Source organism: Photobacterium halotolerans DSM 18316 (assembly GCF_000425165.1).
Taxonomy (GTDB): Bacteria; Pseudomonadota; Gammaproteobacteria; order Enterobacterales; family Vibrionaceae; genus Photobacterium; species Photobacterium halotolerans.
The window spans coordinates 71,984-94,634 of record NZ_KE384323.1 but is presented as its reverse complement, the minus strand read 5'-3'; the positions used below and the strand labels follow the sequence as shown (position 1 = coordinate 94,634).

Annotated in this window: 19 protein-coding genes and 1 tRNA gene; 13 read left to right on the top strand and 7 right to left on the bottom strand. The window is 54.5% G+C overall.

The window, feature by feature from the left end; all coding sequences use genetic code 11:
- Positions 1-166: 166 nt before the first annotated feature.
- Entirely contained in the window at positions 167-1,108 is a 942-nt protein-coding gene (locus H511_RS0119605) for a flagellar motor protein MotB (RefSeq protein WP_027253850.1), read from the bottom strand.
- An 11-nt stretch (positions 1,109-1,119) separates the two neighbouring features.
- On the bottom strand, positions 1,120-1,881 hold the full coding sequence (gene pomA, locus H511_RS0119600) for a flagellar motor protein PomA (RefSeq protein WP_027253849.1): 762 nt from the start codon (positions 1,879-1,881) through the stop codon (positions 1,120-1,122).
- A gap of 373 nt (positions 1,882-2,254) precedes the next feature.
- Here pomA and xseB point away from each other — a divergent pair, with 373 nt between their 5' ends.
- The 3 genes from xseB to dxs are packed head-to-tail and all read left to right on the top strand — an operon-like array spanning position 2,255 to position 5,275.
- The gene (xseB, locus tag H511_RS0119595; RefSeq protein ID WP_027253848.1) at positions 2,255-2,497 is read left to right on the top strand and encodes an exodeoxyribonuclease VII small subunit; all 243 of its coding nucleotides are present in this window, start codon (positions 2,255-2,257) and stop codon (positions 2,495-2,497) included.
- Positions 2,490-3,386, top strand: a complete 897-nt coding sequence (ispA, locus tag H511_RS0119590) for a (2E,6E)-farnesyl diphosphate synthase (RefSeq protein WP_027253847.1) — start codon at positions 2,490-2,492, stop codon at positions 3,384-3,386. The genes xseB and ispA overlap by 8 nt, the downstream gene beginning before the upstream one ends.
- A gap of 23 nt (positions 3,387-3,409) precedes the next feature.
- Entirely contained in the window at positions 3,410-5,275 is a 1,866-nt protein-coding gene (gene dxs / locus H511_RS0119585; RefSeq protein WP_027253846.1) for a 1-deoxy-D-xylulose-5-phosphate synthase, read from the top strand.
- A gap of 125 nt (positions 5,276-5,400) precedes the next feature.
- Here the strand turns inward: dxs and yfbV are convergent, their stop codons facing one another.
- Positions 5,401-5,850: a terminus macrodomain insulation protein YfbV gene (gene yfbV / locus H511_RS0119580; RefSeq protein ID WP_027253845.1), complete on the bottom strand. Its 450-nt coding sequence runs from the start codon at positions 5,848-5,850 to the stop codon at positions 5,401-5,403.
- Between the two features lie 320 nt (positions 5,851-6,170).
- On the opposite strand from yfbV, the gene H511_RS0119575 reads away from it, so the two are divergent.
- The 5 genes from H511_RS0119575 to H511_RS0119555 all read left to right on the top strand — a co-directional run bounded on the left by H511_RS0119575 (position 6,171) and on the right by H511_RS0119555 (position 11,892).
- Positions 6,171-7,370 (top strand): acetate kinase, encoded by a 1,200-nt coding sequence (locus H511_RS0119575; RefSeq protein WP_027253844.1) that lies wholly within the window; start codon positions 6,171-6,173, stop codon positions 7,368-7,370.
- 120 nt (positions 7,371-7,490) lie between these two features.
- Positions 7,491-9,644, top strand: coding sequence for a phosphate acetyltransferase (pta, locus tag H511_RS0119570; protein ID WP_027253843.1), 2,154 nt, complete (start codon positions 7,491-7,493; stop codon positions 9,642-9,644).
- 135 nt (positions 9,645-9,779) lie between these two features.
- On the top strand, positions 9,780-10,541 hold the full coding sequence (locus tag H511_RS0119565; protein ID WP_027253842.1) for a sulfite exporter TauE/SafE family protein: 762 nt from the start codon (positions 9,780-9,782) through the stop codon (positions 10,539-10,541).
- 8 nt (positions 10,542-10,549) lie between these two features.
- Positions 10,550-10,849, top strand: coding sequence for an Rdx family protein (locus H511_RS0119560; RefSeq protein WP_027253841.1), 300 nt, complete (start codon positions 10,550-10,552; stop codon positions 10,847-10,849).
- A gap of 119 nt (positions 10,850-10,968) precedes the next feature.
- A complete protein-coding gene (locus H511_RS0119555; RefSeq protein WP_027253840.1) occupies positions 10,969-11,892 on the top strand; it encodes a TIGR01777 family oxidoreductase in 924 nt (307 codons plus the stop codon).
- Between the two features lie 15 nt (positions 11,893-11,907).
- Here H511_RS0119555 and H511_RS0119550 read toward each other — a convergent pair whose 3' ends face one another.
- On the bottom strand, positions 11,908-14,385 hold the full coding sequence (locus H511_RS0119550) for an ABC transporter permease (protein WP_027253839.1): 2,478 nt from the start codon (positions 14,383-14,385) through the stop codon (positions 11,908-11,910).
- Positions 14,382-15,056: an ABC transporter ATP-binding protein gene (locus H511_RS0119545; protein WP_027253838.1), complete on the bottom strand. Its 675-nt coding sequence runs from the start codon at positions 15,054-15,056 to the stop codon at positions 14,382-14,384. The genes H511_RS0119550 and H511_RS0119545 overlap by 4 nt, the downstream gene beginning before the upstream one ends.
- Between H511_RS0119545 and tesA the strand changes: the two genes are divergently transcribed.
- From tesA to H511_RS0119530, 3 genes are all read left to right on the top strand, one after another.
- Positions 15,055-15,654 carry a multifunctional acyl-CoA thioesterase I/protease I/lysophospholipase L1 gene (gene tesA / locus H511_RS0119540; RefSeq protein ID WP_027253837.1) on the top strand — a complete coding sequence of 200 codons (600 nt, stop codon included), beginning with the start codon at positions 15,055-15,057 and terminating at the stop codon, positions 15,652-15,654. The two genes, H511_RS0119545 and tesA, sit on opposite strands and share 2 nt — an antisense overlap.
- Positions 15,655-15,699: 45 nt before the next feature.
- A complete protein-coding gene (locus tag H511_RS0119535) occupies positions 15,700-16,527 on the top strand; it encodes an SDR family oxidoreductase (protein ID WP_027253836.1) in 828 nt (275 codons plus the stop codon).
- Between the two features lie 403 nt (positions 16,528-16,930).
- Positions 16,931-17,785 carry a co-chaperone YbbN gene (locus tag H511_RS0119530; RefSeq protein WP_027253835.1) on the top strand — a complete coding sequence of 285 codons (855 nt, stop codon included), beginning with the start codon at positions 16,931-16,933 and terminating at the stop codon, positions 17,783-17,785.
- A 46-nt stretch (positions 17,786-17,831) separates the two neighbouring features.
- Here H511_RS0119530 and cueR read toward each other — a convergent pair whose 3' ends face one another.
- A complete protein-coding gene (gene cueR / locus H511_RS0119525) occupies positions 17,832-18,236 on the bottom strand; it encodes a Cu(I)-responsive transcriptional regulator (protein ID WP_027253834.1) in 405 nt (134 codons plus the stop codon).
- 169 nt (positions 18,237-18,405) lie between these two features.
- Here cueR and H511_RS0119520 point away from each other — a divergent pair, with 169 nt between their 5' ends.
- Both H511_RS0119520 and H511_RS0119510 read left to right on the top strand, forming a co-directional pair.
- A complete protein-coding gene (locus tag H511_RS0119520) occupies positions 18,406-21,168 on the top strand; it encodes a copper-translocating P-type ATPase (RefSeq protein ID WP_027253833.1) in 2,763 nt (920 codons plus the stop codon).
- Positions 21,169-21,336: 168 nt separating this feature from the next.
- Positions 21,337-22,236, top strand: a complete 900-nt coding sequence (locus tag H511_RS0119510; protein ID WP_027253832.1) for a TraB/GumN family protein — start codon at positions 21,337-21,339, stop codon at positions 22,234-22,236.
- Between the two features lie 321 nt (positions 22,237-22,557).
- On the opposite strand, the gene H511_RS0119505 is transcribed toward H511_RS0119510, so the two are convergent.
- Positions 22,558-22,634, bottom strand: a tRNA-Pro gene (locus tag H511_RS0119505).
- Positions 22,635-22,651 lie beyond the last annotated feature (17 nt).

Here is a 22,651-nt window from a genome sequence, read left to right as displayed (position 1 = left end):
ATTATACAGCAAGCAAGCGGTCGCTGAAATACAAAGGATTATCAGAAAAAACGGCGAGCGCAGAGTTTCACAAACCCGCGGTCTGTCATGGCTCCTGTCCTCGCCGCCTGATGGGTGCTCGCCCTGTCAGGCGAACACCCATCATGTCCTTATTCAGATTGTAGGCTTAATTTGACGGGACGGCAGATTCCCCTGCCGGGTCGCTGGTCAGTTCATTGGTAAAATGCGGTTTACCCTGCATGATGGCAATTTCTACCCGACGGTTACGCTTACGTCCGTCCAGGGTGTCATTGCTGTCCAGCGGCGAGGTGTCTGCCAGTCCCAGCACGCGCATCCTGTTATGATCAAAACCCTGCACTTTTTCCATTTCCTGAGCAACGGACACAGCACGCTGTGCCGACAAGTCCCAGTTGGAACGGTACAGCTCTGAATCCAGACGCTGATTATCAGTATGACCAGAAACGGTAATCACACCCGGCACATCTTTGACCAGATCGGCCACCTGACGCACCAGCGGACGAAATTTGGGTTGCAGAAAGGCTGAGCCTTCCGGAAATGCCCCTTTTTCACGAATACGGATCACCACCTGCTGACCCAGGTTTTCGACCTCGATCAGTTTTTCCTGTATTTCACGCTCAAGGGCCGTTTGCAAGACATCGGCCAGCTGCTGCTGGGCCTGGGTCATTTCCGACTGCGTATTCTGGTTCATCTGGGTGGCGGTATGTTCGGAGCGCCCCCCGGTCAGTTTACCGGCTTCGCGTTTTGTGCCGCCGGCTTTTTCTGATTCACCTTCATGAAAGTCCAGCGTTCGCTGCGTCATATCGATGGTTTGCTGCATGATAACTTCGATCGGGGTGGGTTCAGGCCGCCCCGGACGAAATTCCTGTGCAATCACACTGGTACCTTTAGGAATGTCCTTCACTTCCACCATGTTCTGCACACCAAAGGCAAATTTCAGAGAGCCTGCAATTTGCTTGAACTTCAACACGTCCATTTCAGAAAATGACAGCAGCAGCACGAAGAAACACATCAGCAGGGTCGCCAGATCGGCGAACGTTGCCATCCAGGCAGGCGCCCCTTTCTTACAATTGCATTCGGTCTCGTCCATCACCAGCCTCCTTATTCATCAACGTCGGTACGGCGTTGTTTTTCATGGAGGTAATTTTTCAGAAAACCATCAATCACACGCGGGTTCTGGCCATCCTGAATAGCCAGCACCCCGTCAAGGATCAGGCGGCGGTTAAGCCGTTCTTCGTTTTTACGCAATGACAGCTTATCAGCAATAGGAATCGCCACCATGTTGGCCAGGATCGAACCATATAAAGTGGTTAACAGCGCCACGGCCATGGCCGGGCCGATAGACTTGGGATCGTCCATATTGGTCAGCATGGCGACCAGCCCCACCAGAGTACCTATCATCCCCATCGCAGGTGACACTTCACCCAGTGAGCTGAAAATACTGATACCCCGTTCATGGCGCTCGTTGGTCAGCCCGATATCTTTTTGCAATGTCGACCGCACCACATCGGCATCATGACCGTCGACGAGTAAGTCAATCCCTTTACGCAGGAAGCTGTTATTGACTTCCATTTCTTCCAGCGCCAGAAAGCCGCCTTTACGTGCCGCATCCGCCATTTCGACAATCTTGGCGATCAAATCTTCCGGGTCGTCTGTTTTAAACATGAAGGCTTTGGTCGCAATTTTGGCGGCGCCAAAAAACTGCGACAGGCTGTACTTCATTAATACAACAAATAATGTCCCGCCCAATACAATCAAAATAGAAGGCACATTAAAAAATATATCAAGGCTGCCACCCAGCAGCATCGCCATAATGACAAAAGCAAAGGCACCAACTAAGCCTATGAGGGTTGCCAAATCCACGGATCACTCCTCTGTAATTTTTTCTTATCAACCCAAGTGACATCAGGATGTCCGGGTTGCTCTGGCCAGCTCAAACTGGCGCTATTCTAACTTACTCACCCTGTATCGGCACCTTTGGATTTTGGTTTAGCACTGATTAACCCTTGGTTTTGTGCTCTGCTGGGAAAAACCGAACTTCCGCCTGTCATCTGTGATTGCATTCCTCTTGCAATGGGCGATACAAAGCAGCACAGGGTATAAAAACCATAAAAATAACACTGTAATGCGCACACTTCCCTGTGCCATAATTTGACCCGGCATAGCCTGTGCGCTATTTTCCCTTCATTTTCGGGCGCACCTCCAAACGCGCTCACAACCCATCAATGGACCGGATATGGCGACTAAAAAACCAGAAAAGATGGCCTTCGAAGAGGCCATGAATGAACTCGATGTGATAGTCAACGAGCTGGAATCCGGTGATATCCCTTTAGAAGACGCGCTGAAAAAATTTGAGCGTGGCATTGCCCTGGCCCGCAACAGCCAGCAAAAACTGACTCAGGCCGAGCAACGGGTTGAGATTTTGCTGCAAGCTGACGACAATGCGCCACTGACGGACTTTGAACCGAGCGATGACTAACAGCCTTTCTCAACAACTGGCCAAGTACGCGGCCCGTAATAATGATCAGCTGGAACACTGGCTGACTCAGTTGCCCTTTACCGATCAGCCTCTGGTTCAGGCGATGAGGCACGGCACCTTGCTGGGCGGAAAGCGTGCCCGTCCTTTCCTGACTTATGTCACAGGAAGCATGCTGGGAGCGGATATCCATGCTCTGGATACCCCGGCGGCGGCCGTCGAATGTATTCATGCCTATTCGCTGATCCATGACGATCTGCCTGCCATGGATGACGACGAGTTGCGGCGCGGTAAACCGACCTGCCACATAGCCTTTGATGAAGCCACCGCCATTCTGGCCGGTGATGCCTTGCAGACGCTCGCGTTTGAAATACTGGCTTCTGGCCGGCTGAGCGCCGAGGGCAACAGCCAGCGCATCGCCATGGTGCGCGAATTGGCTCAGGCTGCCGGTGCGTCCGGCATGTGTGCCGGACAGGCGCTGGATTTAGCCGCAGAGCACAAACGTGTCGGTCTGGCGCAGCTGGAAACCATCCACAGGCACAAAACCGGGGCACTGATCCGTTGTGCGGTGCGTCTTGGCGCGCTGGCGGCCGGTGAAAAAGGGGTCGCTATCCTGCCGCAGCTGGACAGGTACGCTGAGGCGATTGGCCTGGCCTTTCAGGTTCAGGACGACATTCTGGATGTGATCAGCGATACTCAGACACTGGGGAAACCCCAGGGATCAGATGCCGCTCTGGAAAAAAGCACCTACCCTGCCCTGCTAGGATTAGCAGGCGCCCAGGATAAAGCTCGCCAGCTATACCAGGAAGCCCTACACGCCCTGGAAGCTATACCCTACAATACAGATTCATTAGAAGTTTTCGCCCGATACGTTATCGAGCGCAACAACTAAAACAGTATAAGCGCCGACTTGTTATGACATTGGATATTTCTAAATACCCACATCTGGCCTTAGCCAACACACCGGACGAACTCCGTTTACTGCCGGTGGACAGTTTACCTGCGCTCTGCGATGAGCTGCGGACGTATCTGCTCAACTCTGTGAGTCAGTCCAGCGGGCATTTTGCTTCTGGTCTGGGCGCCGTAGAACTGACGGTTGCCCTGCATTATGTGTACAACACACCTTTTGATCATCTGATCTGGGATGTCGGTCATCAGGCCTACCCGCATAAAATCCTGACCGGACGTCGCGATCGTTTAAACACCATACGCCAGAAAGACGGCTTGCATCCCTTCCCCTGGCGGGAAGAAAGTGAATATGACGTCTTGTCTGTCGGCCACTCCTCTACCTCTATCAGTGCCGGCCTGGGCATGGCGATTGCCGCCGAGCGTGAAGGCGCGGGCCGCAAAGTTGTCAGCGTGATCGGTGACGGGGCCATTACCGCGGGCATGGCGTTCGAAGCCATGAACCATGCCGGTGATGTCCACAGCGACATGCTGGTGATCCTCAACGACAATGAAATGTCGATCTCCGAGAACGTGGGCGCACTGAATAATCATCTGGCCCGTCTGCTGTCCGGTAATTTCTATGCCAGCATCCGCGAAGGCGGCAAGAAGGTGCTCTCAGGCGCACCACCGATTAAAGAGCTGGTCCGCCGGGCCGAGGAGCACCTCAAAGGCATGGTGGTGCCTGGCACTATGTTTGAGGAGCTGGGCTTCAATTACATCGGCCCGATTGATGGTCATGATGTGCAGGAGCTGGTGCGTACGATTAAAAATATGCGCAACCTCAAAGGCCCGCAATTTCTTCATATCATGACGAAAAAGGGGAAAGGCTATGCGCCGGCGGAAGCCGATCCGATCAATTATCACGCCGTGCCTAAATTTGATCTGAGCCAGAACCCGCTGCCGAAAGCCAAAGACAGCAAGCCGACTTTCTCGAAAATCTTCGGCGACTGGCTGTGTGATATGGCCGAAAAAGACCGCAAGCTGATGGCCATCACACCGGCAATGCGTGAAGGTTCCGGCCTGGTGCGGTTCTCCAAAGAATACCCGGATCAGTATTTTGATGTCGCCATCGCTGAGCAGCATGCAGTGACACTGGCGACCGGTATGGCCATTGGCGGTTATCACCCGGTTGTCGCTATCTACTCGACTTTCCTGCAGCGCGGTTATGATCAACTGATCCACGATGTCGCCATTATGGATTTACCTGTGATGTTCGCCATCGATCGTGGCGGACTGGTCGGGGCTGACGGTCAGACCCACCAGGGGGCTTTCGATCTGAGCTTCCTGCGCTGTATTCCCAACATGGTGATCATGACACCGAGTGATGAAAACGAGTGCCGCCAGATGCTCTATACCGGTCATCAGCATCAGGGACCCAGCGCAGTGCGCTACCCGCGAGGCAGCGGCACCGGCGTGACCCCAGAGGCCACTATGACGGCGCTGGAACTGGGCAAAGGGATACTCCGCCGCCAGGGTGAAAAAGTGGCGATCCTGAACTTCGGCACCACGCTGAGCTATGCCCTGGAAGCCGCAGAAGCCCTGAATGCCTCGGTTGCTGACATGCGCTTTGTCAAACCACTGGATGAAGCCTTGATTCGCCAGCTGGCCGACGACCATGATCTGCTGGTGACGGTAGAAGAAAATGCCATCGCCGGCGGCGCCGGTTCCGGTGTGATCGAGTTTTTGATGAAAGACAAACGCATCAAGCCTGTGTTGCAAATCGGCCTGCCGGATAAATTCATCCATCAGGGCACCCAGGCGGAACTGCATGCGGAGCTGGAAATCGATGGCCCGGGAATAGAAGCGCAGATACGCCGCTATCTGGCCCGATAATCTTCAGAAGTGATGACAAATAAAAAAACGGACAAGATCGCACCCTGTCCGTTTTTTTGTTTTTCTCTGTCAGCCAGCTCAGGTTAGTCTGAAAACGCCTTCCCTTCAGGTCGACAAGATGCCCGTTAAAACCAGCGTTCGAGCGAGGCCTTGTCCAACTGCTTAAAAGCTCTGTCCAGTACCTGTGCCAGCTCCAGATAGCGGGGCCGCTCTTTCAGCGGCTGCATGGAATAGCCTTCACTTAAAATTTTGCCGTGTATTTCCCGGCACCAGCTCGCCAGTGAGGGCGGCAAGGCTGTCCGGCTGCGTTTGCCCAGCCACAACAACCCCTGCAACGGCATACTGAGCGCAAACAGGGCCACTGCCATCGCCAGTGGCAAACCAGAGAAATTATGAAAAGCCATCTGGCTCAGAACGCTCATCACGGCCACAGCGGGCATCACCCGCACCGCAAATCGGGTGGCCTTGATATAGCGTTGTTCAGGAAACAATGCAGCCAGCTCTTGGCGCATTGGCCATACCGACATGTAATGCTGGCCGTGTTGGACCTGCTTCCAGATTTTTGTCTGATTCATATCGCACCAGCCTCAACAAATATTGTAAATTTTCAAAACAAACAACAATCAATCTACCGTGAATTAATTTTTAAAAATTTTTTTGTTATATCGACCAACAAGGGCTATCCTATGCACGCCTTAGGTAATTGTTGCCCGATAACCCTGTTATCGCAATAAATTAAGGATAAGTTAACTCCTCAGGTTTGCATTTCACTTCTACGGACAGAAGCAAAATTACCTGGTTTAGTCTCACCCTACATTGGGTCGACTATTCTATGGTTAACGCTTATTCAATTGAATATCAACTTTCAGACAAGATTATATAGGTAGTCACTCACATGTCTAAGCTGGTTCTAGTACTTAACTGCGGCAGTTCTTCCTTCAAGTTTGCCATTATCGACACTGTTTCAGGTGATGAGCACCTGTCAGGTTTAGCAGAATGTCTGCACCTTCCTGAAGCGCGAATCAAGTGGAAACTTGATGGTGCCAAACATGAAGCACAACTGGGTAACGGTGCTGCGCACGAAGAAGCACTGGCTTTCATGGTAGAGACTATCCTTGCCTCTAAACCTGAATTGGCTGACAATCTGAAAGCTATCGGCCACCGTGTGGTTCACGGCGGCGAGAAATTTACGCAGTCAGCGCTGATCAATGATGACATTATCAACGCCATCGAAGAATGTGCCACTATGGCGCCGCTGCACAACCCAGCGAACATCATAGGTATCAAAGCCGCCCAGAAAGCCTTCCCGGCACTGAAAAATGTGGCCGTATTCGATACCGCATTCCACCAGACTATGCCAGAAGAAGCTTACCTGTACGCGCTGCCATACAAGCTGTACAAAGACCACGGCATCCGTCGTTACGGTTTCCACGGTACTTCTCACCTGTTCATTACCCGTGAAGCGGCTAACCGCATGGGTAAACCAGAAAGCGAGCTGAACATCATCAACTGCCATCTGGGTAACGGTGCCTCTGTATGTGCTATCAAGAATGGCCAGTCTGTGGATACTTCTATGGGTCTGACTCCGCTGGAAGGTCTGGTAATGGGTACCCGTAGCGGCGATCTGGATCCTGCGATCATCTTTCACCTGCACGACTCTCTGGGCTACTCTGTTGACGAAATCAACACCATGCTGACCAAAGAATCCGGTCTGGCCGGTCTGACAGAAGTCACTTCTGACTGCCGTTTCGTTGAAGACAACTATGGTCAGAAAGAAGAAGCGACCCGTGCGATGGACGTATTCTGCCACCGCCTGGCGAAATACGTGGCCAGCTACACAGCGACGCTGGACGGTCAGCTGGATGCGATCACTTTCACCGGCGGCATTGGCGAGAACTCTGCTCCAATCCGTGAAATGGTGCTGAACCGCCTGAAGTTCTTCGGTATCGAAGTCGACAGCGAGAAGAACCTGAAAGCCCGTTTCGGTGGCGAAGGTGTGATCACCACAGACAACAGCCGCGTACCGGCTATGGTTATCTCTACCAATGAAGAGCTGGTGATTGCTGAAGATACAGCACGCCTGACCAACATCTAAGCAACACCTATTGGCCGACCTAGTCGGCCTTTTTCTATCAAGAATGCTAATAATCGGGAGCCGCTGTCCGACAGCCTGATCTCCCTTTCTACCGTTTGCTAACAGTTTGAGGAATTGACTGTGTCACGTACCATAATGCTCATTCCGGTCGGTGCCGGAGTCGGCCTGACCAGCGTCAGCCTGGGTGTGCTTCGCGCTATGGAGCGCAAAGGCGTCCGTGTTTCCTTTTTCAAACCTATCGCCCAGCCTCGTCACGGCGGCGATCAGCCGGATCTGACAACGTCTATTATCCGTGCCAACAGCGACATGCAAATTGCCCAGCCGGTGTCCATGGCTGAAGCCGATGAGCTGATCCGCAGCGACCAGAGCGACGTGCTGCTGGAAGATATCGTTGCACGCTTTAAAGAAGCTACTGAAGGCGCTGAAGTGGCCCTGATTGAAGGTCTGGTCCCCACCCGCAAGCACCCGTTTGCGAACCAGATCAACTACGAAATTGCCAAGACACTGGATGCGGAAATCGTGTTCGTGGTGGCACCGGGTACAGATAACCCGGCCCAACTGAAAGAGCGCATTGAAATTGCCTGCTCTAACTTTGGCGGCATTAAGAACAAACACATCTCAGGTGTGATTGTAAACAAACTCAATGCCCCTGTGGATGCGGAAGGTCGTACCCGTCCGGATCTGTCTGAGATTTTCGACGGTTCTGACTCTGTAATGCCGACTCACGTTGAAGTGATGCAAGTGTTCAACTCCAGCCCGATTCGTGTGCTGGGCTGTGTGCCCTTCAATGCCGAGCTGATCGCGACCCGTGCAACAGACATCGCCAAGCACCTCAATGCTGACATTATCAACCCGGGTGAAATCGACAGCCGTCGCATTAAAAGCATCACTTTCTGTGCCCGCTCTATCCCTAACATGGTTGAGCACTTCCGTCCGGGTTCACTGCTGGTCACCTCAGCAGACCGTCCTGATGTGGTTGTGGCTGCCTGTCTGGCGGCTATGAACGGTGTGGAAATCGGCGCGCTGCTACTGACCGGCGGTTATGAACTGCCTGCGACCGTTGAAAAACTGTGCAAGCGTGCGTTCGAAACCGGCCTGCCTGTGATGATTGCCAAAGGTAACACCTGGCAGACCTCTCTGAACCTGCAGAGCTTCAGCCTGGAAGTACCGGCTGACGATAAAGAGCGGGTCGAGATGGTCAACGAATACATGGCCAGCCACATTGACGGCCAGTGGATCGAATCTCTGAGCGAAGGTTCTGCCCGTGAACGCCGCCTGAGCCCGCCGGCTTTCCGTTACCAGCTGACAGAATATGCCCGCCGTGCGGCGAAGCGTATCGTGCTGCCTGAAGGTGACGAGCCACGTACAGTGAAAGCGGCTGCTATCTGTGCAGAACGCGGTATTGCGGAATGTGTGCTGCTGGGTAACCCGGCGGAAATCAAACGCGTTGCTGAACAGCAAGGTGTGGTACTGGGTGCCGGTGTTGACATTATCGATCCGGCCTCTGTGCGCGAGCAGTATGTGGCCCGCCTGGTTGAGCTGCGTAAGAACAAAGGCATGACCGAAGTGGTTGCCCGTGAACAGCTGGAAGATACCGTTGTACTGGGTACCATGATGCTGGAACAAGACGAAGTGGACGGTCTGGTCTCGGGTGCGGTACATACCACAGCCAACACCATTCGCCCGCCGCTGCAGCTGATCAAAACAGCGCCAAGTGCGTCACTGGTCTCTTCTGTCTTCTTCATGCTGCTGCCTGATCAGGTGCTGGTGTATGGTGACTGTGCCATCAACCCGGACCCGAACGCTGAGCAACTGGCTGAAATCGCCATTCAATCGGCGGACTCTGCCAAAGCCTTCGGTATTGAACCGCGCGTGGCGATGATCTCTTACTCTACCGGTAATTCCGGTCAGGGTGCCGACGTTGATAAAGTCCGTGAAGCGACCCGTATCGCGCAGAAAAAACGTCCTGATCTGATCATCGACGGTCCGCTGCAGTACGACGCCGCCATCATGGAAAACGTGGCGAAGTCGAAGGCACCGGATTCACCGGTTGCCGGTAAAGCCACCGTGTTCGTGTTCCCGGATCTGAACACAGGTAACACCACCTATAAAGCGGTACAACGTTCTGCCGAGCTGGTGTCCATCGGTCCAATGCTTCAGGGCATGCGCAAGCCGGTGAACGACCTGTCTCGTGGCGCGCTGGTCGACGACATCGTCTACACCATCGCACTGACCGCGATTCAGGCCAAGCAGGCTGAAGAGCAAAACGCTTAAGTCTTCACTTAACCGAACGAAAAAATACCCCGGCATCGCCGGGGTATTTTTTTATTCGCCCCCTATTCTCATTGCCAGATTATTCATAACCCGTATGCTGTGAAGTCTGAATAATTAAGGATTGCAGCAAGATACATGGATTGGTTGAATTCGCTCGGACTTTTTATTGGCTCCCTGTTTGCCAACACACTGGCTTCTCTGTCCGGCGGCGGTGCCGGGCTGATCCAGTTTCCCCTGCTGATTTTTCTGGGCCTGCCCTTTTCCGTCGCGCTGGCTACCCATAAAATCGCCAGCGTCGCACTCGGGCTGGGCGCGGCCGTCAAACATATCCGTTCCGGTAAGCTGAACTGGTCAATGACGGGCTATGTCATTGCATCCGGTACCTTAGGTGTCATTCTGGGCGCCAATGCCATTCTCTTTGTACCGGGCCGACTGGCCGAGGCTGCCCTTGGCATGCTCATCATTGGTCTTGGCGTATACTCCCTGTATCAACCCAGCCTGGGCCAGAGTGAAAGTGCCCGCCGACGGGATACCAGAGGACTGATCGCTGGCAGCCTGGGCCTGGCAGGGATCGGGGTGATTAATGGCTCGCTGACCGCAGGCAGCGGCCTGTTTGTGACCTTATTTCTGATCCGCTGGTTCGGTTATGACTATAAACAAGCCGTCGCGTTAACCATGATCAGTGTCGGTTTGTTCTGGAACGGTACAGGCGCGGTCGCCATGTACGCGGCAGGCGCGGAAATATTCTGGCCCTGGCTGCCGATTCTGATTGCCGGTTCATTGCTGGGGGGCTACCTCGGGGCGCACCTGGCTATCAGACAAAGCAACAAGCTGATCAAACGTTGTTTCGAAGCCCTGACGTTTCTGATCGGGGCCAAACTGTTATTCGGAATGTGAGGATTATTATGTCTGACAATGCACCGCAAACGGCCGGCAAAGCCGTGGTTGATATTTACTACTGCCGCCAGTGTAACTGGATGCTCCGGGCCAGTTGGATGTGTCAGGAACTGTTGCATACCTTCAGCGAAGATCTGGCCGCCGTCAGCCTGCACCCGGACACCGGCGGCCGGTTTGAAGTCTTCTGTAACAATGTCCGCATCTGGGAACGCAAAACCGATGGCGGTTTTCCTGATGCCAAACAGCTTAAACAAAGGGTCAGGGATATTCTGGATCCCGTTCGCGATCTGGGGCATGTCGATCGCTGATCCTCGTTTTTTGACTGGCGTCAAAACCGAAAGCGCTGGAAAAACAGTGTACAGCCCGCCGGTTGGTTATAATTTAGACAAAACAAGGATAACTTATCAGTCAGACAGGCGGACGAAACATGGATATTTTGATCACCGGTGGAACCGGGTTTATTGGCAAAGCGCTGCTTCCTCATCTGAATCATGATCAGGTGACTGTTCTCAGCCGTAACCCCAACCGCGCTTATCAGCGTCTGGGTCATCATATTAAAGTCATCACCAGTCTGGATTCACTGGATAACCTGAATGAATTTGATGTAGTGATCAATCTGGCTGGCGAGCCGATTGCTGATAAGCGCTGGACAGAGAAACAGAAAGAAGAGATCTGCCGCAGTCGCTGGCAGCTCACCCAGGATCTGGTGGGCAGATTACAGGCCGGTGATAATCCGCCCCATACCTTCATCAGCGGCTCTGCTGTGGGCTACTACGGCGATCAACAGCACAACGGCTTTGACGAGTCGCTCGATGTTAAGCGCGACGATTTTGCTCATACGGTTTGCCGTACCTGGGAAGAGCGGGCACTGGCGGCGCAGTCAGACAAAACCCGCGTCTGCATACTGCGCACCGGTATAGTCCTGGGCAAAGGCGGCGGGGCGCTGGCAAAACTGGTCCCGCTGTACAAAATGGGCCTGGGTGGCCCGATTGGCAATGGACAGCAGTATTTCCCGTGGATTCACCTGCAGGATATGGTGAAAGGCATACTGTTTCTGATCAAGCAGACGGATGCCCAGGGTCCCTATAACCTCACGGCCCCCAAACCTGTTACCAATAAAGAGTTCAGCCAGACACTGGCTAGAGTGCTGCATCGGCCGCATGTGATGAGCACACCGGAATGGTTGCTGCGCCTAGGTATGGGAGAATCGGCCCAGATGCTGCTCGACAGCCAGCGTGCCCTGCCGGCCAAGCTGGAAGCCCATGGCTTCCATTTCTGCTACCCGGAACTGGAAGGCGCGCTGAAAAGTGCCCTGAGCGATCAGGAAAGCCGGGTGACCCGTGTAGAGTAACCCGGCACAACAGCGCTATCGGCCCAAAGGACGCAGCAGTTGCTTCATCATGGTACTGATTATCAGCAGGATCAGCACGATTGAGAGCAGCGGCAGTACCAGCCACAGCCCCGGATGCCAACTGACAGGCAGCTCAAACCCCCATTTGATCAAAGCAGCCACCAGTGCTTCGGCCCCGAGTACGGCGATCACTCCCGCCAGTACCGCCATCAGGCCATATTCACTCCAGATGGTGGCGCGGATCCGGCTTCGGCTGGCGCCTAGGGTGCGGTAGAGCTTAATTTCCTGCTGCCGCTGTGACAGGCTCAGGCGTAACAAAGTCAGCACCAGTAACAAGCCGCTGCACACCCCGAGAAAAGCCAGCACAGACAATGACAGTGACACCTGCTGTAAGATGGCCTGAATCCGGGTTGCCATGGTTCTCAAGTCCAGCAAGGTGACTGTCGGATAGTCTCTGCCGAGCCGGTTCACCAGCTCACTCTGATCGGCGGCCACTCTGAAACTGACCAGCCAGGTGGCGGGCAGATCAGCCATGACATCCGGTGTGAAAATGAAGTAGAAATTAGGCCGCATATTGCGCCATTCCACCTCCCGCAGACTGGTCACTGTGGCACTGAACATCTGGCTGTTGACGTTAAAGCCCAGGGTATCGCCCAGTTTGATCCCCAGCCGTTCTGCCACCCCGGTTTCCACCGACACGCCGCCGGGTGTATTGCTCCATTCGCCTGCCACTAAGGTGTTGTGCACTGGCATGGAATCTCGCCAGGTAAAATTCAGTTCACGGCGCAGGGATTCATCCCCTTCCTGCCGATCATCATTCTCACTGCCGTTTTCAGCCTCTTCTGCCCTTGGATTCTTACCGTTTATGGTGACCAGCCGGCCGCGCACTATAGGATAACTGTCGGAGCGCATTAAACCGCTCTCATCCAGCACATTGAGATAGGCCGGATGCTGAACCGGGCTGATATTAAGCGCAAACACATTGGGGGCATCCGGCGGCAATGTCTGCTGCCAGTCCGCCAGCAAATCGGTACGCAGCAGCCAAATTACCGCCAGCAGCATCAGCGAGCTGGTCAGGGCAGCCAACTGGGCACCGCTTGCCAGCGGACTGCGGCCGATACGGCTCAGTGCCAGTGTCATCGCCGGTCCCCACTGACGACGACGCAGCCCGGCCACCAGCAATAAGCCCAGCCCTGCCAGCAGTACCAGCAGCACAAACAAGCCTGCCAGCGTCAGCCACATCATGGGGTTATCACCGACCCAGAGTAACAGCGCGACGACAGGGAACAGAATCAGCAGGTAACGTTTCTTAGAACTGGTGTCCGAGCTCTGGCGCTGCATCACTGCCAGAGCCGGTGCATCCAGCAAGCGCCACAGCGCAATACCTATACCCGGTACCGACACCAGGATCGCCACCAGCAGACTGACCAGCCAGGGCATGGCCCCCATCTCGGGCAGCGGCTGCGGCAGTACATCGGTGAGCGGCAGACGTAACAGCCACTCCAGGAAAAGTCCCAGCGCCAGGCCCGCCGAGGCGGCAATGGCGAACAACAGACCCAGTTGTCTCGCCAGCCATCGCCACAGAAAGGCTTTACCGGCACCGAGACTTTTCATCATGGCCACGGTTTCCGTCCGGCTGGCGGTGTAGTGCATACAGGTCAGCACCAGAGTGGCCGTGGCCATCATGATCACCAGGATCAGGGTCAGCGACAGGTACTGCTGCACCCGCTCGATCATCTCGCCGGTCCGGCCTTGAGTGGTTTCACTGATCCAGCGCTGATCCGGTGTCAGTTGCGTTTGATCCCGGAGCTGCTTTAACTGGGTCTCAGTGCCATTAAAATAAGCCCGGTAGCGCACCCGGCTGCCGGGCTGGATCGCCTCGGTGGCGGCCAGATCGGCTTCATGCATCAGCACGGCCGGCATCTGACTGAAAGGGTTAAACGACAGTTCCGGTTCCTGCACTATGGTGCCGGCCACTGTCAGCTCGGCATTCCCTATGGCCACCTGATCGCCATTTTTCACATTCAGCAGAGAGAATAACCGTTCAGACAGCCATAACTCGCCCGGATTGACCTGTTGCTGGGTCCGGCTGGTGCCCTGCAGCACCAGCTCACCCCGTAATGGAAAATCGCTGGAGACAGATTTCACGCTCACCAGCTGCATGGCATTATCGCTGAACGCCATGGTGCCGAACCGCGTTTGCGCTGTGACTGTCAGCCCCAGACGCTCCGCTTCCCTGACAAGGTTGTCAGGCACAGGATTGGCCGATCTCAATACCAGATCAGCCGCTATCATGCTGCGCCCCTGGTTAACCATGATCTTCTCAACCCGCACCACCAGCGAGGCCAGCGCAAACACACAGGCAATGATCAAGGTCAGTGCCACCGCAACAGGCCACAACTGCCCTTGCCACAGTTCACGCCAGCTCCATTTCAGCAGCAGGGAATGGCCTTTTGGCCTGACCGGACTCTGGCTTTCACTCATCTCTGTCATGCCGCCTCCACCCGTCCGCCATGAATACGTACCACCCGATCACAACGTTCAGCCAGTTGCGGGTCATGCGTTACCAGTACCAGAGTCGTGCCGTGATCCCGGTTGAGCGCAAACAGTAAATCTATGATGGTGGCGGCGGTCTGCTGATCCAGATTGCCGGTCGGTTCATCTGCAAACAGCACCTGCGGGGCCGTCATGAATGCCCTGGCCAGTGCCACACGCTGCTGCTCACCGCCCGATAACTGAGAGGGAAGATGCGCTTCACGCCCCTGCAGCCCGACCTGACGCAACAACTCTGCTGCCCGCTCGCTATCACCGGTTTCCCCTTTGATAATGGCCGGTAAGGTCACATTCTCCAGCGCCGTCAGCGACGGGATCAGCAAAAAACTCTGGAATACAAACCCGACGGCCTGGCTGCGCAACGCGGCACGGGACTCATCGTCCATGTGGGACAAGACCTGCCCCAGTAACTCAATTTCGCCGCTGCTGGGTACGTCCAGTCCGGCCAGCAAGGTCATCAATGTAGATTTACCCGCTCCGGAAACCCCAACTAAAGCAATGCTTTCACCCTGCTCGACCTCAAGCGAAACATCCTGCAGAATGGTGAGAGTCGTGGTGGCCGTTGTCACCTGTTTTGATACTGATTGCGCTTTTATCACGGATGTAGACATGATGCGGATCCTTGCACTGTTATTACTTGTTATGACCCCACTCAGTAGTGTTGCCGCCACCCTGATGGTGCTTGGCGACAGCCTGAGTGCAGGCTATCAGATGCGTGCCGAACAAAGCTGGCCCCGTCTGATGGAACCCATGCTTAACGGCAACGGGCTGAAAATTGACGTCATTAATGCCAGTATCTCTGGCGACACCACTGGAAACGCTCTGGCCCGTCTGCCTAAGCTACTGAAACAGCATGCTCCAGATTACGTCATAATTGAGCTGGGTGCGAATGATGGTCTGCGCGGATTTCCACCGGTAACCATAGAGAATAACCTCAAAGCCATTATTGACCTTATTAAGGATAGCGGCGGTGAACCGATGTTGATGCAAATCCGCATCCCGCCCAACTACGGCAAGCGCTATACCAGCCAGTTTGAAGCTATCTATCCCAAACTCAGCAAAGACTACGCTTTGCCTCTGCTGCCCTTCTTTTTGGAGCAGGTCATTCTGCGTGACGGCTGGATGATGGATGATGGCCTGCACCCCAGAGCCAATGCCCAGCCCTGGATCGCTGAATTCATGTCGGACACTATCACACCTTTTTTGTAACCAGATTTTACAGGGCGCGATAATGCCCGGATTTAAGGACTTTCAATGAGCACTGCCATTCTTATTACCGGCTGCAGCAGCGGTATCGGTTACCACTGTGCCAAATCTCTTCATCAGGCAGGCTATCAGGTGGTGGCCAGTTGCCGGCACGATGACGATGTCGCACGCCTGCGCGACGAAGGCCTTCACTGCGTAAGGCTCGATCTCGCCGACAGCCAGTCGATTGAACAAGGACTGGCAGAAGCGCTGAGTATCACTCAAGGCAAACTCGATGTGCTGTTTAACAACGGCGCCTACGGCCAGCCCGGCGCCCTTGAAGATCTCCCCACCGATGCCCTTCGCGAGCAGTTCGAAACCAACCTGTTTGGCTGGCACTCGCTCACGAAAGCCGTGATTCCTGTGATGCTGGCTCAGGGAGGCGGCAAAATCGTGCAAAACAGCTCTGTGCTCGGTCTTGTGGCCATGAAATACCGCGGCGCCTATAACGCCAGTAAATTTGCGCTGGAAGGCTATACCGACACACTAAGGCTGGAGCTGGCGAACACCCCGATTAAAGTCAGCCTGATAGAGCCAGGGCCGATTGAAAGTCAGTTCCGGGCCAATGCCAAGCGTCAGTTTGAAGCCCATATTGATATGACGGCATCGCGGCACAAAGACAGTTATCAGAACACTCTGGACCGGCTGGGCAAGCCCTCCCCGTCCAATAAATTCACACTGACGCCGGAAGCTGTACTCAAGCCGCTGATGCACATCATCAGCAGCGATCGGCCATCAGCCCGGTACTATGTCACCCAGCCGACCTATATCTTTGGCTTTCTGCGCAGAGTGCTGCCCGTTCGCTGGCTCGATCATCTGCTGGGAAAAAGCGATTAACCGGCACTCACAACGAACAAACTTTGATCTTGATCCGAGAGTCAGAAACTCAGCGAAAAAATGCGCTTTTTTTAGCCAGCTGTCATGATTGTGTCATCTGCGCATTCTAGGCTTCAGGGTAAGTTGGTCCTTACCTGTGAAGGGGTAAACCAGCGATCCCCCTAAACAAACGTGCTACATTTTTCGGAGAGATCGGCATGACATTACGCCAGATAAATGCGCTCTGTCTTTGTGTCGCTATTGCTCTGCTTCTGACCTTCCATCTGTAACGGAGAGCCCTGCTCTCCGTTTTTTTCTCTGAGACCTGTTACCAGCCGCGTTTTTCTGTCTTTTCCCTTGATTTTCCAGCCAATCAGCCCAACATCTTGAACATCACTCTTAAACGATCACGGAAACGCCCGGTATGAATGACAAATTAGCAATTGAACTGAATGAAACCAATCTGCATCAGGTGATAGAGCAGTCAATGCAACAGCTGGTCGTGATCAGCTTCTGGGCTCCATCGATGCCAGAAACAGCAGAAGTCAACACCCTGCTTGAGCGTCTGGCGGCCCGGTACGCTGGCCAGTTTGTGGTGGCAACGCTCAATTGCGAAGAACAGCAGATGGTGGCAGCCCAGTTTGGTGTGCGCAGTCTTCCGACCGTCGCCATTTTCAGCAATGGTCAGCCGGTTGACGGTGCGGCAGGTCCGCAAACCGAAGACAGCCTGCGTCAGATGCTGAGTAAGCATTTACCCAGCCAGGAAGAAATGCAGCTGGAACAGGCCATTCAGTTAGTCAGCCAGCAAGCCTTCAACGAAGCACTGCCCATTTTGCGCGAACTGGCAGCCAGCCTGCCGGGTAACAGCCAGGTGTTGCTTGCCACCGCCGAATGCCTGCTGGAAACCGCGCAGTTTGACGAAGCGGAAACCCTGCTGGGACAGATTCCGATGCAGGATCAGGACGGTTATTACAAAGGGCTGGTGGCCAAGCTGGAGCTCCACCGCCAGGCCAGCGATTCTCCGGAGATCCGTCAGTTAGAAGAAAAACTGGCCACCGATCCGGACAACGGACTGCTCGCTTACGATCTTGCGGTGCAGTACAGTCAGGTCAACCGTCATCAGGAATCTCTGGATATCCTGCTGAATCTGCTGCGTAACGATCTGAACTTTGCCGACGGTAATGCCAAGAAAACCATGATGGATATTCTGGCCTCACTCGGTCAGGGCAATGCCCTTGCCAGCCAGTATCGTCGTCAGCTTTATTCTCTGCTGTACTGATCTCACCGGCGCCGCAGGCAATCCCACTTTGCCTGCGGTCAGGCGGTTATCCTGCCTCAGCTTCCCCCTTGGTCAGGGCATCAATGATCGGGCAACCCGGCTGGTTGTTCCCCGGACACTGGCTGATCAGGCTCTGAAGACTTTGTTTCATAGCCAGTAATTCCTGGATCTGATGATCAATCTCAGCCAGTTTGTGCTCGGCTTTTTCTTTTACGTCAGCACTTTTTCTGTCCGGATCCCGCGACAAGGCCAGCAGCTCACGACTTTCATCCAGACTGAATCCGACCAGACGCGATCGTTTGATCATCAACAGCTCGTTCACCTGCTTCTGGCTGTAACGGCGATAGCCATTCTCGCCCCGTTGCGGCTCGCTGATCATGCCCTTGCTTTCATAAAATCGTATGGTTTTGTTGGTCAGGCCCGTCTGTTTTGCCACTTCGCTGATATTCATTATTGCCTCGCTGAAATACCGCTTGACCTTCCATTAACTGGAAGCTTTAAAGTGAGCATATCTCATAACTGTGGTGTAGAGGAAGCCCATGGATCATTCAAATCACGCCCCAGCCAGCCATTCCGCTGCCAACATGGATATCAGGCTGCCACTCAGCAAGGTTCGCTGCATGAAGTGCGTCGGAAAAATTAAACAGGCGCTGAGCAAGCTCGATGGCATCGAATCTCTGGACATTACTACCCGGCAAGCCCACATCACAGGGCATATCGATCTGAGTGACGTAATCACTACCATCGAAAGCCTTGGCTACCAAGCGGGTTACCATCATGACTTGCCGCTGTCGGGACTGTCGTGTGGCAAGTGTGTCAGCAAGCTGGAGGCCGTGTTCACAGCCGAGCCGGAAATCAGTCAGTTTGAAGTCAGCAAAACCCGGGCTAAGGTCACGGGCTCACTGACTGAAACCGCGCTGGTAGCCCTGATTGAATCTGCAGGCTATCAGGTACCGGCTGAAGCGAGTGCGGTTGAAACGAATGCGGCTGATACGGTTTTACCCGACGCAGCCGCGCCCGAGCAGACAGATCAAGAGCCGACAGCTCAAGAGCAGGCAGATCAAGTTCAGGCAAACAAAGGACAGTCCGAGCTTTCACCACAGGCAGGCTCTGACGCACCACCTTCATCCGATAACAGCCACTACTTTTTGCTTTCAGGCATGACCTGCGCCAGTTGTGTGTCCTCAGTTGAAAAAGCCATTCAGGGCGTGGCGGCAGTCACGGCTGTCAGTGTCAACCTGGCCGAACGGACAGCGCTGGTTCAGGGGGATATCAATCCGGAGTCGGTAATCCAAGCGGTGTCTGATGCCGGGTATGGCGCAGAGCTCAGTGAAGATGAAGTGACAAGGCGCGAGCGCCAGCAAGCCCAGAACACAGCGACCTACAAACAACATCTGTTCAATGCCGGACTGGCATTAGCCCTGGGTGTCCCCCTCATGGCCTGGGGCGTATTCGGTGGCAGTATGATGATAGAGTCGGCCACCAGCCAGTGGGCCTGGGGCATCATAGGTGTGCTGACACTGGCGCTGCTCATTTACTGTGGCGGCCACTTTTTCCGCGATGCCTGGAAAGCCTTTTTACATCACAGAGCCAGTATGGATACCCTGGTCGCACTGGGGACAGGTGCTGCCTGGTTTTATTCCATGTTTGTGGTGCTCAAACCAGACTGGTTCCCGGCGCAAGCCAGGCATGTCTATTTTGAAGCGTCAGCCATGATTCTGGGGCTGATCACCCTGGGCCATGCACTTGAAGCCAAAGCGCGCGGACGCACTTCGCGGGCGCTGGAAAAACTGATCGACCTGCAGCCGCAGACCGCCATTCGGGTCGACCAGCAAGGCGAGCGTGAAGTCCCGCTGGCTGAAGTTCAGCCAGGTATGGTGCTGCGTTTGCGTCCGGGTGCCAAAGTGCCGGTTGATGGTGTGATTGAGCAAGGTGAGAGCTATCTTGACGAATCCATGCTGACCGGTGAACCCGTCCCGGCCCATAAGAAGCCGGGAGACAAACTCCATGCCGGTACCATCAACCAAAGCGGCAGCCTGCTGTTTAAAGCGGTGCAGGTCGGCAATCAAACCCTGCTGGCCCGGATCATAGGTCTGGTTCGTCAGGCACAGAGCAGCAAGCCGGAGCTGGCGAAGATGGCGGATACCATTTCGGCCATATTCGTTCCGGCCGTAATGATCATCGCCATTGTTACCGCCACCCTCTGGTATTACTTCGGCCCGGATCCCGTCTCGATTTACATGCTGATCACCGCAACAACGGTACTCATCATTGCCTGCCCCTGTGCATTAGGACTGGCGACCCCCATGTCTGTCACCGTCGGTCTTGGTCGTGCCGCGGAATACGGTATCCTGATCCGTCATGCCGATGCGATGCAACTGGCCGCCAACATAGATACAGTGGTGCTGGACAAAACCGGTACGCTGACAGAAGGCAAGCCAGTGCTCACACACAGCCATTATTATGGTGATCACACGGAACACGCAGTGCTGACCCTGGCGGCCAGCCTCGAACGCGGCGCTGAGCACCCGCTGGCAAAAGCTATCGTCTCAGCAGCAGAAGAGAAAGGATTATCGCTGCAATCAGCCCGAGACTTTAATGCTCAGGCCGGCTATGGCGTCAGCGGCGAGGTTAACGGACAGCGTGTTCTGCTGGGCAACCGTGCGCTGATGGAAAAAGAAAATATCGACATTTCTGACCATCAAAACGATGCCCACTCGCTGGCCGATGCCGGTGCAACGGCTATTTTCATTGCCGTAGACGGAGCACTGGCCGCACTGTTAGGCATCAGTGATCCGCTGCGATCAGATTCCAAAGCGGCGGTAGAGAGACTGCAGGCGAAAGGGATCGAGGTGATCATGCTGACCGGCGACACCGAACGAACAGCCAAAGCAATCGCCCGCCAGGCGGGGATTGACCGCGTCATTGCCGGGGTCCTGCCCGACGGAAAATCCGATCAGGTGGCAAAACTGCAACAATCAGGAAAACACGTGGCCATGGTCGGCGACGGTATTAATGACGCCCCTGCACTGGCTAAGGCAGAAATCAGTATTGCCATGGGCAGCGGCAGCGATGTCGCCATTGAAAGCGCGCAATTAACCCTGGTGCGCCATTCTCTGCACGGCGTCGCCGATGCACTGGAACTCTCATCAGCGACATTACGTAACATGAAGCAAAACCTGTTCGGCGCCTTTGTGTATAACACATTGGGAATTCCGCTGGCCGCCGGTATCCTGTTCCCTTTCACCGGCAGCCTGCTCAGCCCGGTAATTGCCGGAGCGGCAATGGCGCTGTCGTCCATCACTGTGGTCAGCAATGCCAACAGACTGAGACTTTTCCGCCCTGGCAGTCAGGACAACGCTCAATTGAAGAAGGAGGCCTGAGATGATGGCTTTACTTGCTGCACTGGCCATTGGCTTTATTGTCTGGTGGTTCTGGCTCCATCCCAACAAATAATCACCTCTGAGCGGCTGCTTTCTGCAGCCGCTTTTTCTTGCCAGCCCACACCATATTCCATAGGCTGTAGGCATCCTACCGCCAATGGAAAAAGCATGTTCAAATCCTTGCTCACCAAAGCCGGTATCCTGCTGACAATCTTCAGTTCAGGTGCCTCCGCAGAACCTCAGGTCTGGCTCGCCAAAGACAACCAGCGACAGTTTGTGCTGATGGGATCTATCCATGTCGGCAGCGATGCACTCTACCCGCTGCCTGACGCCTTTAACCGTTACTGGCCCCAAGCGGATGGCCTGATTTTAGAAGCCAATATCCACAAGCAATTCAGTATGCCGGCCATCGACGAGGCTCACTTTACCCGTAAACTGCTGCCGCCTTCTGATATCCGGACACTCAGAGATCTTGCCGCTCAGCTCAAACTGTCTGCTTTCAGCCTGCTCGAAAGCCCGCCCTGGCTCACCGCCATGCATCTGCAGATGGCGCAGTCACTAAAGTTTGGCCTCACTCCGGACAAAGGCATAGATCAGGTGGTGTTTAACCGGGCGCAAAAAGAGAGCCTGCCCATTTTCGAGCTGGAAGGAATAGAAGCTCAGTTCCGCCTGCTGTCTTCACTGCCTGATCACGGGTTAAACCTGCTGCAAACGACGCTCAACGAATGGCCACTGCTGGAAGAAGAAATGACCTGCCTGCTCACCGCCTGGCAGCAGGGCAATAATGCCGTACTGACAGAGCTCAGCCAACAAGTCGCCCTGTCTGAAGAAACCGAACAGCAGTTGCTGATACAGCGCAATTACAACTGGGCTAAACAGCTCACCACCTCTCCTCAGTACCAGAAAGGGACTTTCCTGGTGGTGGTTGGTGCTTACCACATGATGGGCGAGGAAGGGCTACCGGCATTGCTGCAAAAGCAGGGATTCACAGTGCAGCAAATCAACAGCGCACGGCCTGCCTCCTGCCAATCCGGTATCACAAAAACCACTTCTGACAATCGGCCCTGAATCGCCTGATCTGTCCTTTTCAGGGAGGAGGTTAGATGGAGGTTACTGGGCACTATTTCTAAATCTGCGCACGCTTCACGAACCCCTATCCCTCCCCCTTTTCAAGGGGGAGGCCAGGAGGGGGTTACTGGGCACAAGAGCCAAATTATGCACATACAAAAAAACCCGCTCGATGAGCGGGCTTCTGTAATGTGGTCGGTGAAGAGGGATTCAACGCGGCGGGCTTCCGCACCCGACCCGACGGGACCAACCTGTCGCTCTATAGCGATTAAAAGCTAATAGGCATAAAAAAACCTGCTCGATGAGCGGGCTTCTGTAATGTGGTCGGTGAAGAGGGATTCGAACCCCCGACCCTCTGGTCCCAAACCAGATGCGCTACCAAACTGCGCTATTCACCGATATGTTTTGCTGTTGC